Below are 15,683 nucleotides of genomic sequence, written 5' to 3' on the forward strand. Positions count from 1 at the left end.
GCGCGCTTCCGTTCTCAGGGTTTCGCCAGATGAAGACTGAGCGCCTTGTTCACAAATTGCAGGGTGTATCCGGATTTGTAGTCGAGCGTCTTGGGGTAGACACCCTCGTCGGACATCACGTCGAAGAACTCCTTCCATCGTGCGTCGGTCATGCCGCCGATGCCGAGCGTTGAAGCGTCACCACCGTCGACGATGCCGTAGGCCTTCATCGTCTTTATCCCGTAGGCGATCAGCGCATCGGTTTCGTCGGGATCGTCCTTCTTGATCAGTGCATTCGCGGGAGACGGATCACCGTGCAGATAGTCGAACCAGCCTTCAATTGAAGCATTGACGAAGGCCTGCACGACCTCGGGATGAGCGTCGACCATCTTCTGGGAGACCATGACGAGTGTGGCGTAGGATGGATAGCCGTAGTCGGCGAAGAAATACACTTGTGGATTGAAGCCACCCTGTTGCTGCACGATGAAGGGTTCGGATGAGACATAACCTTGCTGGATCGCTTTCGAGTTCACCAGGAAGGGCGCCATATTGAATGTGTAAGGACGGATCTGACTGTCGGTGAAGCCATATTTGGCTTTGAGCCAGAGAAAGAACGTATTCACCGAACCGGAAGAGATGAGGATCGGCTTACCCTTGATATCAGCAAGGCTTTTGATGTCGCTACGCGGATGCGTCATCAGGCACTGCGGATCCTTTTGAAACGCGGCCATGACCGCCACGTCCTTGGCGCCGGCCTGGACAAGGTTCAGAGGTCCAAAGCTGTTGGACCCAATCGCAAAATCGACTGCGCCGGCGGCGAGAAGTTGCATGTTGTCGATAGAGGGACCGCCTTGCCGGATGGTCACGTCAAGGCCGGCCTTCTTGTATAGGCCCAGGGCCAGAGCTTCGTAGAAGCCGCCATGTTCCGCTTCGGCTTTCCAGTCAGTGACAAACGTAATTCTTGTAGCGGCCGCTACCGCCGGTTGCAGCCGCAGAGCCAGGATTCCAGCCATGCCGGCAACCACCGTCAGCTTGAGCAGCCTGCGCGTGAACATTTGCGTCCTCTTCCTTTTGGATCAGCAACCACAGCCTAGTTTTTAGGCAGTTCCGCGCCGGGTGACCACCTGGGCAAGACAGCATGAAATTCCGGCACCGCGAAGCCTGAAAATTGTGCCAACCGCTGCTACGGGTGTCTCTCGCCTGTCGCGTCTGCACCCCTGGAACGTCGCCCCTCGACAAGGCCTCACAGATTTGTCATGACTATGGTCTAGGGGCAGATATGCCTTAAACTCATACCTCACTGTGTCAGCCAGGGCACTCTTCTTGTGAGGACGGATGAGAGACACGTCATCTTGGGAGGTCAGCATGTGGAAGCCTAATCGCGGGATCGGCCGGCCGGAAGCCGGCCTGGATCGACGCCAGTTCCTGGCTGCGGCCGGGATTGCAGGGGCCGCCGCCGGGTTGTCCACGCTTCCGTTGATCGGCCACGCGCAGGCAGCCACCATGCCGACACAGGGCGGGCATCTACGCCTCGGCATGTCCGGTGGCAGCACAACGGACAGCCTCAATCCAACGACCTACCTTCAATGGGTGCCGGTCAACCTTGGCTACCAAATCATGAATGGCATGGTCGAGATCGACGACAACAACAAGGCGACGCCGGAATTGCTGATGAACTGGGAATCGAAGCCCGGTGCAACCGACTGGGTCTTCGACGTGAGGCGCGACATCACCTTCTCCAACGGCAAGACGCTCGATGCCGACGACATCATTTACTCCATAAATCTCCATCGCGGGAAGTCGGCTTCTCCGGCGGCGTCGCAACTAGCGCCCATCAACGCCATCACGAAGCTTTCGGCAAACCAGATCCGGATCCAGTTGAGCAGCGGCAACGCTGATCTGCCCTTCATCCTCTCAGATTACCACCTCCTCGCAGTGCCGAACGGCTTCACCGACTGGAACAACCCGATCGGAACTGGCGCCTTTGTGCTGGAACACTACGAGGCAGGAGTTCGTTGCATCGTCAAGAAGATGCGCCCGTACTGGAAAGCCGGTCGCGGCAATGTCGATAGCGTCGAGACGCTGACCATCAACGATGTCTCGGCCCGCACGGCCGCGCTGCTCTCCGGCCAGGTCGATGTCATCAACCGTCTCGATGCGCGCACTGTCAACCTGCTGAAGCGCCGAGCGAAATTTCATGTCATCCAGAGTGCTGCCGGCCAGCATGGCGTCTTCGTCATGAACTGCACGGATTCGCCCTACAGCGACAACAACGTTCGGATGGCGCTGAAGTATGGCATCGACCGCAAGCAGATAGTCGACACCGTGCTGAAGGGCTACGGCCATATTGGTAACGACCAGCCAATTCCCGTTACCAACGAGTTCTACGACGCCAGCCTGCCGCAGCACAGTTACGACCCTGACAAGGCAAAGTTCTATCTCAACAAGGCTGGTCAGACGAACCTCAAGGTCGAACTGGCGGTTTCCGATGTCGCCTTCACCGGCGCCACAGACTCTGCCGTGCTGTTCCAGCAGGCTGCGTCCGCCGCGGGCATCTCCCTCTCCATCAAGCAGCAGCCGGCCGACGGCTACTGGGACAACGTCTGGATGAAGGCGCCGTTCTGCGCGTCCTACTGGGGCGGGCGTCCGACCGCAGACCAGATGCTGACGCTCGCCTACAAGTCCAACGCGCCGTGGAACGACACCTTCTGGAAAGTTCCCGAGTTCGACAAGCTGCTGCTGGCTGCCCGCGTCGAGCTTGACCAGTCCAAGCGGAAGGAGATGTACGGCCAGATGCAGAGCATGATCTCCTCGACGGGTGGCGCGCTCATCCCGATGTTCATCGACTATCTGGAAGCCGGATCGAACAAGGTGCAGGGTATGAAGCCCAATCCCTACTTCGACTTCATGGGCCAGCGCATTAGCGAAAGGGTCTGGCTGAGCTGAGACGCCGTGGACATCCTCCGTTTCATTGCCACCCGCGCGGCGCTTGGGGTGCTCACCCTGATCGCCGTGTCGCTGCTGCTCTATCTCGGCACACAGCTCCTGCCGGGTGACGTGGCGAGCGCGTTGCTCGGACAATCGGCGACGCCCGAGGCGCTAGCCGTGCTGCGCGCGAGACTGGGACTCGATGTGCCAGCCTGGCTGCGCTACCTGCATTGGCTCTGGGGGGTGCTGCACGGCAACCTCGGCACCTCGCTCACAACAGGCTCCCCGATCGCAAGCGTGTTGATGCCGCGGTTGGCGAACACGCTGTTCCTCGCGGGCTATGCAGCGATCATTGCCGTCCCGCTGGCGGTGGGTCTCGGCATCCTGGCAGCGATCCGAGAGGGCGGTATCCTTGACCGTGTCTCCACAACACTCAGCCTTGCCACGATCTCCTTCCCGGAGTTCTTCGTGAGCTACATCCTGATCGTGATCTTCGCCTCGCAGCTCGGCTGGCTGCCGAGTCTGGCCACCGTCTATGACGGCATGGGCTTCTGGGGCCGCGTTGACGCCACGACGTTGCCGGCCCTCGCGCTGGTCTTGGTTGTCGTTGCTCACATGCTGCGAATGACCCGCACCTCGACGCTTGCGGTGATGTCGGCGCCGTACGTCGAGACGGCATTTCTCAAGGGCCTCTCGCGCAGGCAGGTGGTGCTCAATCATGCGCTGCCAAATGCGCTCGGGCCGATCATCGCCGTGGTGGCACTCAACCTCGCCTATCTCGTGGTGGGCGTTGTCGTGGTCGAGGTGGTTTTCGTGTATCCTGGCATGGGTCAGCTTATGGTCGATGCCGTCAGCAAGCGCGACCTGCCGACGGTGCAGGCCTGTGGACTGGTCTTCGCCATTGCCTTCATCGGGCTCAACACGCTCGCCGATATTCTGGCGGCACTGGCGAACCCTCGCCTGCGTGGGAGCCGCCGATGAAGGTTGGAGGCCACAGAGTCCCGGTGACCGCCTATATCGGCTCGTTCATTGTCGCGATCACGATCATTGCAATCCTCTTCGCGCCATGGGTCGCGCCCTATCCGCAGACGAAGATCGTCGGCGGCGTCTGGGATCCACCGAACCCGCATGATCTGCTCGGCACCGACAGCATTGGCCGCGACATGCTCTCCCGCCTCATCTATGGCGGCCGCACCTCCGTGACCATCGCGCTCGTAGCGACGACGTTGACCATGATACTCGGCGTCGGCCTCGGCTTCCTTGCGGTGGCCACAAACCGGATCGTCGACAACATCCTGTCGCGCCTCATCGATATCATGCTCGCCATGCCCGTGTTGATCTTCGCGCTGATGGTCTTCGCGGTGCTCGGCACCTCTATCCCGATCATGATCATTACAATCTCCATCCTGGAATCTACTCGCGTTTTCCGCCTCGCCCGCGCCGTCGCCATGAACATCACCGTTCTCGACTACGTGCAGGTGGCGCGCCTGCGCGGCGAGGGTGTCGGCTGGGTCATCTTCCGCGAGATCCTGCCCAACGCTCTTCCACCGCTCATCGCCGAGTTCGGGCTAAGGTTCTGTTTCACCTTTCTGTTCATTGCCTCGTTAAGTTTCCTCGGCCTCGGTATTCAGCCACCGGCAGCCGATTGGGGCAGCATGGTGCATGACAACGCACAGGCCATCAGTTTCGGCGGTTATGCGCCGCTGTTCCCCGCCGGGGCCATTGCCCTGGTAACGATCGGCGTCAACCTTATCGTTGACTGGCTGCTGTCCATCCATGCCCTGCCGAGCGGCACCGGCGCGGAGATATGACCGAGTGACAGAAGACCTTCTCCTCGACATCAAAGGCCTGCGGATCGAGGCAGGCACGTCGGCGGTGCTCGCCGATGGCATCGACCTCGTCCTGCGCCGTAGCGAGGTGCTCGGCCTCATCGGAGAATCGGGTGCAGGCAAGTCAACGCTGGGCCTTGCGGCGCTGGTGTATGCAAGGCCCGGTTGCCGCATCACCGCCGGGCAGATCCTGTTATCCGGCAAGGACATCCGCGTGCTGAACGCTGCCGGCCGGCGCGCGCTGCGGGGGGTGCGAGTGGCCTATGTCGCGCAAAGTGCCGCGTCGGCCTTCAACCCGGCGATGACGCTCATGCAGCAGGTCTGCGAGGGGCCGCTGCGCCACGGCCTCATGAAGCGGCAGGAGGCTGAGGCCAATGCGGTCGCGCTGTTCAAGGCGCTCGACCTGCCGGACCCCGAGAACTTCGGCAGCCGCTACCCGCATGAGGCTTCGGGCGGGCAGTTGCAGCGCGCCATGGTGGCGATGGCGATGTCCTGCCGGCCGGACCTGCTGGTTCTGGATGAGCCGACGACCGCGCTCGACGTGACGACGCAAATCGAGGTGCTCGCCAAGCTGCGTGAGTTGATCCGCGACTACCACACCGCGGCCCTCTACGTGACGCACGATCTTTCCGTGGTGGCGCAGATCGCCGATCGCATTCTGGTGCTGCGCCACGGGAAAATGGTAGAGACAGGAACGACGACGGAGATCCTCACCTCGCCCATGAGCCCTTACACGCGGGCGCTGGTGGCGGAGCGGCAGGCGGCGATGAGTGGTCCCGGTGCTGTCGGTATGCCGCGGGCCGCGACGGTGCTTGCGGTCGAGAGCGTCACGATTAAATACGGCAACCTCACTGCTGTCGACAAAGTCGGTTTCCGCGTGGGGCGGGCGGAAACGGTCGCCGTTGTCGGCGAATCAGGGTCGGGGAAGTCGACGCTGGCCTATGCCGCAGTGGGGCAGATCGTGCCGGCCGACGGTGGGTTCCGCTTCGGCGAGACGCTGCTGCCGCCTAACTACAAGGCGCGTACGGTGGATCAGCGGCGGCGTATCCAGCTCATCTACCAGCTGCCCGATATTGCCTTGAACCCGCGTCAGAGCATCGGCGATATCCTCGGTCGTCCCGTTGCTTTTTTTGAGAAGATGTCGCGGGCAGCGGTGCGCGACCGGGTGGCGGAACTCCTGCGCCTCGTCGGTCTGCCGGAGGACTTCGTCAGTCGGCAGCCCGGCCAGCTTTCAGGCGGACAAAAGCAGCGAGTCTGTATCGCGCGCGCGCTCGCCGCCCGTCCGGAACTGGTGATCTGCGATGAGGTGACCTCGGCGCTTGATCCGCTGGTTGCCGAGGATATCCTCAAATTGCTCAAGCAACTGCAGGACGAGTTGGGCGTCTCCTACCTGTTCATCACGCATGACCTCGGCACAGTGAAGCGCATCGCGCACCGCGTCGTCGTGATGCTCAAGGGGCGCATGGTGGCTGAGGGCGCGACGGCGGAAATCTTTGACACGCCACCCGACGAGTACACGCGCAAGCTGCTGCTCTCGGTGCCGGAGATGCGCACAGACTGGCTGGACGAAGCGCTGCAGCGGCGTGAGATTTGGCGCGCTGGTCCGGCGCCCGCGCTGGCGTGAGACGCGTTCACGAGCCAAGCCGCGACGTCGATGTCGTCCATGACACGGATGTCCTCGTTGTCGGATCAGGACCAGGCGGTCTTGCGGCCGCGCTGGCGGCGGCACGATCCGGCGTCGAGGTCACGCTCGTTGAGCGTTTCGGCTGCTTCGGCGGCAATATCACCACCGTCGGCGTCGAGGGTTTCGCCTGGTATCGGCACGAGCGGACGGTGGAAGCCGGCGGCATCGGCTGGGAGTTTGAAGAGCGCGCGAAGGCGATGGGCGCTGCCGTTCCGGAAAGCCAGTCGCTGAGCTACGAGCTGGACTCTGAAGGTTTCAAAGTCGTCGCCGATCGGCTGGTCGAGGAGGCTGGCATCCGCCCCATGCTGCACCGGCTGTTCGTGGCGCCCATTCTGGACGGTGACGCGGTCACCGGCATCATCACCGAGTCCAAGGCCGGGCGGGAGGCGATCCTCGCCCGCCGGATCATCGATGCGACCGGTGACGCCGACGTCGCTCACCGGGCAGGCGCCGCGACGCACACAACCTTGGTCGAGAAGATGCAGGCGGCCTCAGTGATGTTTCATCTGGCGGGTGTGGACAAGACGGCCTTCATGGCCGCTGTGCGCGTGAACCCACAGACCTACAGGGATTGGTCAAGCGGAGAATGGACGGTCGAGACCTCCGGCAAGGAGGATGACATGTTCTCGCCTTTCCTGAAGAAGCCGTTTCAGAAGGCAATCGAGGCCGGCGTGTTACCCGCCAACCTCAGCACGATCTCCGGCACCTGGGGCGCGATGCACGACACGGGTGAGCTGACATACATGAACCTCATCCACCTGGCAGGTTGCGATGGCCTCGATCCGGACAGCCTCACCCGGTTCGAGATTGAGGGCCGCAGGCAGGTCATGCTGGCCATCGAGGCGATGCGTCGCTTCGCGCCCGGCTGCGCCTCGGCGCGCCTGCGCAACTTCGGCATGACAATCGGCATCCGCGACACGCGCAAGATCGACGCCGTTTACAATATGACCGAAATCGACGTTCGCAACCAAGCCCGGTTCGACGACACGATCGGCATCTATCCCGAGTTCATCGACGGCTACGGCGTGCTCATCCTGCCGACTACAGGACGCTATATGCAAATACCCTATCGGGCGATGCTGCCCAAAAAGGTCAAAAACCTCCTGGTCGCAGGCCGAGCTATCGGCGGCGACAGAATTGCCCATGCGGCGACGCGTAACATGGCCTGCTGCGCTGTGGCCGGCCAAGGCGCCGGAGTTGCAGCGGCAATTTCGGTCAAAAGCGGGCGTCCGCTCGACAGCATCGACATGGCGGCGGCTCAAGCCGAGCTTCGCCGGCAGGGCGTACGAGTCATCTGAGGGTGCCGACTATGGCTGTGACTGTGACCGAGCATCTCTGGGTGCCGCTGAGCGACGGCACGCGGCTTGCTGCCCGGCTCTGGCTGCCGGACGGGCCGCCCGCGCCGGCTATCCTGGAATACATCCCGTACCGCAAGCGGGACGGCACGCGTGGGCGCGATGAACCGATGCACGGCTATTTCGCGGCCCAGGGCTACGCTGTAATCCGTGTCGACATGCGCGGGTCCGGTGAATCGGATGGTCTGCTGGACGACGAATACATCAAGCTGGAACAGGACGATGCGCTGGAGGTCATCGACTGGTTGAGCCGTCAGCCTTGGTGCGACGGCCGCGTCGGCATGATGGGGAAGAGCTGGGGCGGCTTCAATTGCCTGCAGGTCGCGGCGCGGCGACCGCCGGCGCTGCAGGCGATCATCTCGGTCTGCTCAACTGAAGACCGTTTCGGCGGTGACATCCACTACATGGGCGGAAGCCTTCTCAACGACAACCTGTGGTGGGGCAGCATCATGCTCGCCTATCAGGCGCGGCCGGCCGATCCCGCTCTGGTGGGGGAGGGATGGCGTGCTCAATGGATCGAGCGCCTCCGCCACATGCCCTTCTGGCCGGCGCTCTGGCTTGCTCATCAGCGGCGTGATGAGTATTGGGCGCACGGTTCGGTCTGCGAGGATTGGGCCGCCATCCAGTGCCCTGTCTTTGTCGTCGGAGGCTGGGCAGATTCCTACACCAGCGCCGTGCCGCAGTTGCTGGAACATCTCACCGGGCCGCGGCTGGGGATCATCGGCCCGTGGGCGCATATCTACCCGCAGGACGGCGTTCCTGGCCCGGCGATCGGCTTCCTGCAGGAGGCGACCCGCTGGTGGGACCATTGGCTCCGCGGCCGTGACACCGGCATCATGAAAGAGCCAATGCTGCGTGCTTACGTCGAAGATGCGCTGACACCGATCTCAACGACGAAGACAACAGCGCCTGGACGCTGGCGAGCGGAACCTTCGTGGCCGAGCCCCTCGATCGACACCCGATGGTTCCACCCGCAGGGGCGCGCCGCTGAGGCCGAGCCCGGCCCCGCCGGCCTGCGCCAGTCGATACGCTCGCCGCTCTGGACAGGTATCGCCAGCGGCGAGTGGATGGGCACGGGCGTGCCCGGCGACATGCCGGGGGACCAACGCATCGATGATGCGAACTCGCTAACCTTCGACACCGAAGTGCTCACCGACGCGGTAGAGTGCCTCGGGCAACCGTTGGCGGAACTGTTGCTGTCGGCGGATGCGCCGCTGGCGCAGATCGCGGTGCGGGTGTGCGACGTGGCGCCCGATGGAGCGTCTCAGCGCGTCAGCTATGGCGTGGTCAACCTCGCGCACCGCAACGGCTCAGCTCAACCGAAACCGCTGACGCCGGGCGAGCAGGTGCGTGTTGTGGTGCCGCTTAAGGTGTTCGGTCACCGATTTGCACCGGGGCATCGTATTCGGTTTGCGCTATCGACTGCCTACTGGCCGATCCTTTGGCCTGCACCGAATGCGGCGACCATCACTCTGGATCTCGGGGGCAGCCGGTTCGGCCTCCCGGTGCGGCAGGTGCGGAAGACTGAGCCCGGAGTGGTGCTCGAGCCGCCTGCTCACGGAGCTTCGGCGCCAATCACCCAGCTGTCAGAGAGCCGCCTCGCACGGTACATAACGCTCGACAGCCTGACGGGCGAGGCGACCTACGTCACGGTGGGTGAGGGCGGCTTGTTCGGCGAAGGCGTGCAGCGCTTCGATGAGATCGACATGCTGGTCAACCACGGGCTGACGCGGCGGTTGACGGTTTCGGCCGATGATCCACTCTCGGCGCGGTCCGTGATCACGCAATCCTACGAGATGGGCCGTGACGGCTGGCGCATCCGTATCGAGACCGAGGCCGAAATGACTGGAACGGCGGAGACGTTCCGCCTCACTGGCGCGGTGCGCGCCTTCGAGAACGGCATACTGGTAGTCGAGCGCGCCTGGGACGAGGTGTTTGATCGGGATTGCCTGTAGCACTGGCACGGCGCGCGCGGCAGGAACTTGTCTTGAAAAGGATCAGACGTTTTCAGCCATCTGCTGTCGATGTTGCGTGATAGCCGCCGCTAGCTTGTCGCCGAACGCCCTCAACCTCGTGCCCGAAATCCGCAACGGCGGCGCGTTCGTTAACTGTATGGATGGCCTCTTTATTCGTGTAGCAGAGGTGGCGTTGCGGCAGCCCTCTGTTGCTTGCCCGCTAGGAGACGACGGATGAACTGGGACGCTTTTATCACCTGCGCCGTGACCGGCGTCGGCGCGAGCACGGACAAGAACCCGCATGTGCCGGTGACGCCGGCCGAAATTGCAACCTCCGCGCTGGAAGCGGCGCGGGCCGGGGCGGCCATTGCGCACATCCACGTGCGCGATCCCGCAACCGGCCGCGGCTCCCGTGATCTCGCACTCTACGCTGAGGTCGTGCGGCTCATCCGGGCGTCGGACACCGATGTCGTCATCAACCTTACCGCCGGCATGGGCGGCGACGTCGTCTTCGGCGGCGTGGAGAACCCGCTGCCGCTCGATATGCAGGGAACCGATATGGTCGGCGCCGAGGAACGCCTCGCCCATATCACTCAGCTTCTGCCCGAAATTTGCACCCTCGACTGCGGATCAATGAATTTCGCTGAGGGCGACTACGTCATGACCAACACGCCCGGGATGCTGAGGGCAATGGCGCGACGCGTGCAGGCGCTGGCTGTGCGGCCTGAAATCGAGGTCTTCGACACCGGTCAACTCGTGTTGTGCAAGCAACTCATCCGCGAGGGGTTGATCGACGATCCGGTGATGATCCAGCTTTGCATGGGCATCCCGTACGGCGCGCCGGATGACCCGCTGACGCTGATGGCGATGGTGAACCAGTTGCCAGTCGGCGCGATCTTTTCGGCCTTTTCCATCGGGCGGATGCAGCAGCCCTTTGCCGCGATGGCGCTGCTGGCCGGCGGCAATATCCGCGTCGGACTCGAGGACAACATCTGGCTCGCGCGCGGCGTGCCCGCGACCAACGCGCAGCTGGTGGAGCGCGCTGTGCGCACCGCCGAGAGCATGGGCGTTCGCATCCTGGGGCCTGCGGACGTGCGGGCGAAGCTGCGGCTGGAACGCCGGGCATGAGCGCGATCCGGCATTGCGCCATCATCGGCGGCGGGGTCATCGGGGGCGGCTGGGCCGCGCGGTTCCTCGCCAACGGGCTCGACGTTACGGTGTTCGACCCCCACCCGGAGGCCGAGCGCCGTCTCCGCGAGATGGTGGCGCTCGGCACGCGGAGCCTGCGCCGGCTTGTGGCCGCACCTCTGCCGCCCGAGGGGCAACTGCGATTCGCCGGCAGCCTCGCCGAGGCGGTGGCGGAGGCGGATCTTGTTCAGGAAAGCGCTCCCGAGATCGAGCACGTCAAGCAGCGCATCCTGGCCGAGATCGACCACTACGCCAAGCCGACGGCGCTTGTATGCTCCTCGACATCGGGATTGCTGCCGACGCGCATCTCATCGGAGATGGCGCACCCCGAGCGGTTTCTCGTCGCCCACCCGTTCAACCCGGTCTATCTGCTGCCGCTGGTGGAGCTATGCGGCGGCGAGCACACCGACGCCGCTTCCATCGAGCGCGCCCAGGCATTCTTCGCGGGCATCGGGATGCACTCTCTCCACGTCCGGAAGGAGATCGACGGGTTCATCGCCGACCGCCTGCTGGAGGCGCTTTGGCGGGAGGCGCTGTGGCTCGTGCATGATGGCGTCGCAACAGTTGCCGAGGTTGACGACGCGATCCGCTTCGGCGCCGGTCTGCGCTGGGCCTTCATGGGCACCTTCCAGATCTACAGGCTCGCCGGGGGTGAGGCGGGCATGCGGCATTTTATGGCGCAGTTCGGTCCAGCGCTCAAATTACCCTGGACCAAGCTCATGGATGTGCCCGACCTCACCGAGGCTTTTCTCGATGAGCTGGCGGCGCAATCGGATGCGCAGTCAGGTGAATGGGGCTTCCGTGCACTGGAGGCGAAGCGGGACGATTGCCTCATCGGCATCATGCGGTCGTTGCAGAGCCAAGGCTTCGGCGCAGGCAATACTCTGGCCGCCTATGAGAAGAAATTGCGCGAGGGCCAGAAGCCGGTTGAGCCGCTGAGGCTCTACGAAGGCACCGTGGCGCAGGATTGGGTCGACTACAATGGCCATATGAACGAGAGCCGCTACCTCGAGATCTTCGGTTACGCCACCGATGCGCTGCTGGCCCGGATCGGCATGGATGACGCGATGCTCGCGCGTGGGTTCAGCTACTACACCGTGGAGACCCATCTGCGGCACCTCGGCGAAATCACCGGGGACGAGCGTTTTGTCTCGACCACGCAGATCATCGGGCATGACACGAAGCGCATCCACCTGTTCCACCGGCTCCATCACGACGATGGACGCTTGCTCGCAACGGGGGAACAGATGATGCTGCATGTGGATACGGCGAAGCATAAGGCATGCGAAGCGGCGCCGGAGGTCTTGGAGCTGTTGAGCGCGCTGGCGGCGGCCCACCGTGGATTGCCCGTGCCGAGCGAAGCGGGACGCGGGATCGGCATGAAGTAGGGGAGAGACGACCATGTCCATCATCGAGCGGCCCGACATCCAATCCGCCGTGCCGACGCTGCCGGCCTCGGCCTATCGCGATCCCGCGTTGTTCGATCGTGAACGACGCGAGATCTTTGCCCGAGAGTGGCTTCTCTACGGTCGCAGCGATCAGTTGCCGAACCCCGGCGACTTCCTGGCTGCTACCATCATCGGCTACCCTGTTATCGTTGTCAGACAACCCGACGGCAGCCTCCGCGGCTTCCACAATGTCTGCCGCCACCGTGCTGCGATGCTGACGCAAGAGACAACGGGCGGCCTGCCCGGCGGCATGATCCGCTGCCCCTATCACAGCTGGACCTATGAACTCGACGGCTGCCTCAACCGCGCGCCCGGCTTCGGCGCGGCCAGAGGCGAGGTTGAGCCCGCCGCATGGTCGCTGTTTCCCATCGCCGCCGATGAATGGCGAGGTCTCGTCTTCATCCGCATCGCGACCACTGGCCCGAGCCTGCTGGATTGGCTAGGCCCCATCGTGCCGCTCACCGCGCATTACCCGCTCGAGAGTCAGCGCTACTTCACGGAGAAGAACCGCGAGGTCGCCGTCGATTGGAAGGTCTATGGCGAGAACTACCTCGAATGCTACCACTGCCCGAACATGCATCCCGGCCTGTGCGAGGCGCTCGACATAAGCCGCTACACGATCGACCCGCATCCGGAGCATGGGCTGTTCCACCTCTACGGGCCCAAGCGCGATGGCAGCGCAACGGATGGCCTGTATTTCTATCGCTTTCCCTTTCTCATGCTGAACTTCTACCAGTGGGGCAGCTCGATCGCGACCCTGGAGCCGCTGGGCGCGGGTCGCGTCCGACACATCAACTGGTACCTTTTCTCCGACATCAGCCCAGAGCGCGCCGAGGAAAACAGCCGGTCCGCCGAGTGGTCGGCGCAGATCGTCACCGAGGATCTGGATATGACGATGGGTGTGCAACGCAACCTCTCGGCTGGCGTCTACGAGCGCGGGATCCTCTCGCCGCGGCAGGAACGGGCCGTGCACGCGTTCCAGAACATGGTGCGGGCAGCACTGCCAGGGATCGGCTGATGCTCGACCGCGCGGCAGCGACTGCGGCGAAAACCTATGACGCCGTCGTCATCGGCAGCGGCCATAACGGCCTCGTCTGCGCGAACTACCTGGCCAAGCGCGGCCTCAAGGTCGCCGTGCTGGAGCGTCGCCACGTCATCGGTGGCGCCGCGGTGACGGAGGAAATCGCGCCGGGCTTTCGCGCCTCCATTTTCTCCTACCTCATGAGCCTTCTGCATCCACGGATCATCCGCGACTTTGATCTCCCAAAGCATGGGCTGACCGTGTTGCCTTGTTCGGACATGATCTCCTCGGTCTCCTATGACGACTACATCCTATTCTCGGAGGACATGAGGAAGACCCAGGCGAGCTTCGCCAAGTTCTCGCTGCACGACGCGGAGATCTACCCGGCCTTCGACGCCTACCTGCAGGAAGCGACGAAAGTGGTTCGCTCGCTGCTGTGGGAAACGCCGATCGATCCGTCCCGCGCCAACCTCAGGAGTTTCCGCGAGTCCGCCAGTCTGCTCTGGCGCTATCGCAAGATCGGGCGGAAGATGTACCGCCTCGTCGATCTCCTCACCATGAGCGCCTACGACTATTTGCGCGAGTGGTTCGAGGACGACCGGGTGATGGCGTGCCTCGCCTACTACGCCTCGATCGGCACCTTCGCGGGGCCGAAGAGTCCCGGCTCTGCCTACGTCATCATGCACCACATCATGGGCGAGCATGAGGGTGCAGGCGGCTGGGGATTCATCAAGGGCGGTATGGGCGCGATTACTCAGGCGCTCGCCAGCGCCGGGCGCGTTATGGGCGTCGAGGTCTTCACCGAGACCGCTGTGGCCGAAATCCGTGTCACCAGCGGTCGCGCCAGCGAGGTGGTGACGACAACCGGCGACGTGTTCCGCGCGCGCGTCATCGCCTCCGGCGCCAATGCGAAGGCCGTGTATCTCGACATGCTGAACGAGGCGGACGTACCGCCCGAGGTGCTGCGCGAGGTGCGCGGCTACCGGACCTTCTCCACCGCCTTCAAGATGAACATCGCCTGCGAGCGCCCGCCGCAATACCGCATTCTCGACAAGGCGCGCGCCGATGGTTCCCTCGGCGACTTCCCATACCCGACCTACTGCCACATCGCCCCCGATATCGATTATCTCGAGCGTGCCTATGACGACGCCAAGCACGGCTGGTATTCCTCCGAGCCGTTTATGACGCTCTGCACGCCAACCATCGTGGATGACACTTTGGCGCCCCCAGGGAAGCACGTTGTCAACGTCTTCGGAGGCCACGCGCCCTACAAGCTCAAGAACGGGGATTGGAGCATTGAGAAGGAGAAGTTCAAGAGAACCGTGCTGAACGGCATCGACAACTATGCGCCGGGCTTCTCGAGCGACATCATCGAGGCGCAGACCTTGGTGCCACCGGATCTGGAAGCGATCATCGGCGTGCCGCAGGGGCACATCTTCCATGGTGAGTTGTCGGCGGACCAGCTGTTCTTCCAGCGGCCGGTGTCGGGTTACGCGGATTATCGCACGCCGGTAAAGGCGCTATATCTTTGTGGCTCTTCGACGCATCCCGGCGGCGGTGTTTCCGGAATTCCGGGACACAACGCCGCGCGGGAGATACTCCGTGACATCAAGGCGCGCAAAATCTAAAGGAAGTTTTTGCGCGCTTTTTTCAAAAGCGCCGCTTATTTCATCGAGACGGTATCGGTGGCCTTCATTTTGGCCAAAGCCAGGTTTAGTTGTAGCACGTTGACGTTCGGCGTTCCGATGAAGCCTAGTCCCGGATGATAGGCCATCCGATTGACCAGCGCCGTCACGCTATCGGGCGGCAGATGCCGGGCGGCGGCGACAGCGGGCGCCTGGACCAGTGCGTTGCTCAGCGAGATGTCGGGGTCGACGCCGGAACCCGAGGCAGTGGCGGCATCCGCCGGCACCGGGCCCGGCCCGTAGGCCTTGTGCCATGCATCCACGCGCGTCTTCACCGTCGCCAGTAGCGCGGCGCTGGAGGGCGCGAGGTTCGATGCACCCGATTCCGAGTCGTCGTAGGGCGTGCCGATCGAGGCGCCCTTGGCGTCCGTGCCTGACAACGCAGAGGGCCGCGTGTCGAACCAGGTGGGGCCGGTGAAGTTCTGGCCGATGACGGCTGAGCCGACAACTTTCCCATCCTGTTGGATGAGGCTCCCTCCTGCCTGGAAGGGAAAGAGGGCCTGCGCGACCTCGGTGAAGACCGCGGGCAGGAAGAAGCCCATGGCGATGGTGAAGAAAATCACCAGCGACAGGGCAGGGCGGAATTCGCGGATCATGACATGATCTCTCAA

12 protein-coding genes are annotated in these 15,683 nt (G+C 63.3%); 10 read left to right on the forward strand and 2 right to left on the reverse strand.

Annotation, left to right across the window (positions count from 1 at the left end; genetic code table 11):
• Positions 1-14: 14 nt before the first annotated feature.
• The gene (locus ACOEQ1_RS02980; RefSeq protein ID WP_419757737.1) at positions 15-1,034 is read right to left on the reverse strand and encodes an ABC transporter substrate-binding protein; all 1,020 of its coding nucleotides are present in this window, start codon (positions 1,032-1,034) and stop codon (positions 15-17) included.
• Between the two features lie 310 nt (positions 1,035-1,344).
• On the opposite strand from ACOEQ1_RS02980, the gene ACOEQ1_RS02985 reads away from it, so the two are divergent.
• From ACOEQ1_RS02985 to ACOEQ1_RS03030, 10 genes are all read left to right on the forward strand, one after another.
• A complete protein-coding gene (locus ACOEQ1_RS02985; RefSeq protein ID WP_419757738.1) occupies positions 1,345-2,925 on the forward strand; it encodes an ABC transporter substrate-binding protein in 1,581 nt (526 codons plus the stop codon).
• A gap of 6 nt (positions 2,926-2,931) precedes the next feature.
• Positions 2,932-3,888 carry an ABC transporter permease gene (locus ACOEQ1_RS02990; RefSeq protein ID WP_419757739.1) on the forward strand — a complete coding sequence of 319 codons (957 nt, stop codon included), beginning with the start codon at positions 2,932-2,934 and terminating at the stop codon, positions 3,886-3,888.
• A 23-nt stretch (positions 3,889-3,911) separates the two neighbouring features.
• On the forward strand, positions 3,912-4,718 hold the full coding sequence (locus ACOEQ1_RS02995) for an ABC transporter permease (RefSeq protein ID WP_419757740.1): 807 nt from the start codon (positions 3,912-3,914) through the stop codon (positions 4,716-4,718).
• 4 nt (positions 4,719-4,722) lie between these two features.
• Complete coding sequence (locus ACOEQ1_RS03000) at positions 4,723-6,360, forward strand: ABC transporter ATP-binding protein (protein ID WP_419757741.1); 1,638 nt, start codon at positions 4,723-4,725, stop codon at positions 6,358-6,360.
• Positions 6,357-7,718: an FAD-dependent oxidoreductase gene (locus ACOEQ1_RS03005; RefSeq protein WP_419757742.1), complete on the forward strand. Its 1,362-nt coding sequence runs from the start codon at positions 6,357-6,359 to the stop codon at positions 7,716-7,718. Before ACOEQ1_RS03000 ends, ACOEQ1_RS03005 begins: the two co-directional genes overlap by 4 nt.
• 11 nt (positions 7,719-7,729) lie before the next feature.
• On the forward strand, positions 7,730-9,730 hold the full coding sequence (locus tag ACOEQ1_RS03010; RefSeq protein ID WP_419757743.1) for a CocE/NonD family hydrolase: 2,001 nt from the start codon (positions 7,730-7,732) through the stop codon (positions 9,728-9,730).
• 234 nt (positions 9,731-9,964) lie between these two features.
• Positions 9,965-10,858, forward strand: coding sequence for a 3-keto-5-aminohexanoate cleavage protein (locus tag ACOEQ1_RS03015; RefSeq protein WP_419757744.1), 894 nt, complete (start codon positions 9,965-9,967; stop codon positions 10,856-10,858).
• Positions 10,855-12,306, forward strand: a complete 1,452-nt coding sequence (locus ACOEQ1_RS03020; protein ID WP_419757745.1) for a carnitine 3-dehydrogenase — start codon at positions 10,855-10,857, stop codon at positions 12,304-12,306. The genes ACOEQ1_RS03015 and ACOEQ1_RS03020 overlap by 4 nt, the downstream gene beginning before the upstream one ends.
• Before the next feature lie 13 nt (positions 12,307-12,319).
• Positions 12,320-13,384: an aromatic ring-hydroxylating oxygenase subunit alpha gene (locus tag ACOEQ1_RS03025; RefSeq protein WP_419757746.1), complete on the forward strand. Its 1,065-nt coding sequence runs from the start codon at positions 12,320-12,322 to the stop codon at positions 13,382-13,384.
• Positions 13,384-15,015, forward strand: coding sequence for a phytoene desaturase family protein (locus ACOEQ1_RS03030; RefSeq protein WP_419757747.1), 1,632 nt, complete (start codon positions 13,384-13,386; stop codon positions 15,013-15,015). The genes ACOEQ1_RS03025 and ACOEQ1_RS03030 overlap by 1 nt, the downstream gene beginning before the upstream one ends.
• Positions 15,016-15,050: 35 nt before the next feature.
• Here ACOEQ1_RS03030 and kdpC read toward each other — a convergent pair whose 3' ends face one another.
• Entirely contained in the window at positions 15,051-15,668 is a 618-nt protein-coding gene (gene kdpC, locus ACOEQ1_RS03035; RefSeq protein WP_419757748.1) for a potassium-transporting ATPase subunit KdpC, read from the reverse strand.
• Positions 15,669-15,683: the final 15 nt, after the last annotated feature.

The organism is Acidisoma sp., from assembly GCF_965199065.1.
Taxonomy (GTDB): domain Bacteria; phylum Pseudomonadota; class Alphaproteobacteria; order Acetobacterales; family Acetobacteraceae; genus Acidisoma.

What these genes read in the sequence shown, in the direction of transcription:
- ACOEQ1_RS02980 (WP_419757737.1), bottom strand. Translation starts at nt 1,034, where the DNA reads ATGTTCACGCGCAGGCTGCTCAAGCTGACGGTGGTTGCCGGCATGGCT.
- ACOEQ1_RS02985 (WP_419757738.1), top strand. Translation starts at nt 1,345, where the DNA reads ATGTGGAAGCCTAATCGCGGGATCGGCCGGCCGGAAGCCGGCCTGGAT.
- ACOEQ1_RS03010 (WP_419757743.1), top strand. Translation starts at nt 7,730, where the DNA reads ATGGCTGTGACTGTGACCGAGCATCTCTGGGTGCCGCTGAGCGACGGC.
- ACOEQ1_RS03015 (WP_419757744.1), top strand. Translation starts at nt 9,965, where the DNA reads ATGAACTGGGACGCTTTTATCACCTGCGCCGTGACCGGCGTCGGCGCG.
- ACOEQ1_RS03020 (WP_419757745.1), top strand. Translation starts at nt 10,855, where the DNA reads ATGAGCGCGATCCGGCATTGCGCCATCATCGGCGGCGGGGTCATCGGG.
- ACOEQ1_RS03025 (WP_419757746.1), top strand. Translation starts at nt 12,320, where the DNA reads ATGTCCATCATCGAGCGGCCCGACATCCAATCCGCCGTGCCGACGCTG.
- ACOEQ1_RS03030 (WP_419757747.1), top strand. Translation starts at nt 13,384, where the DNA reads ATGCTCGACCGCGCGGCAGCGACTGCGGCGAAAACCTATGACGCCGTC.
- kdpC (WP_419757748.1), bottom strand. Translation starts at nt 15,668, where the DNA reads ATGATCCGCGAATTCCGCCCTGCCCTGTCGCTGGTGATTTTCTTCACC.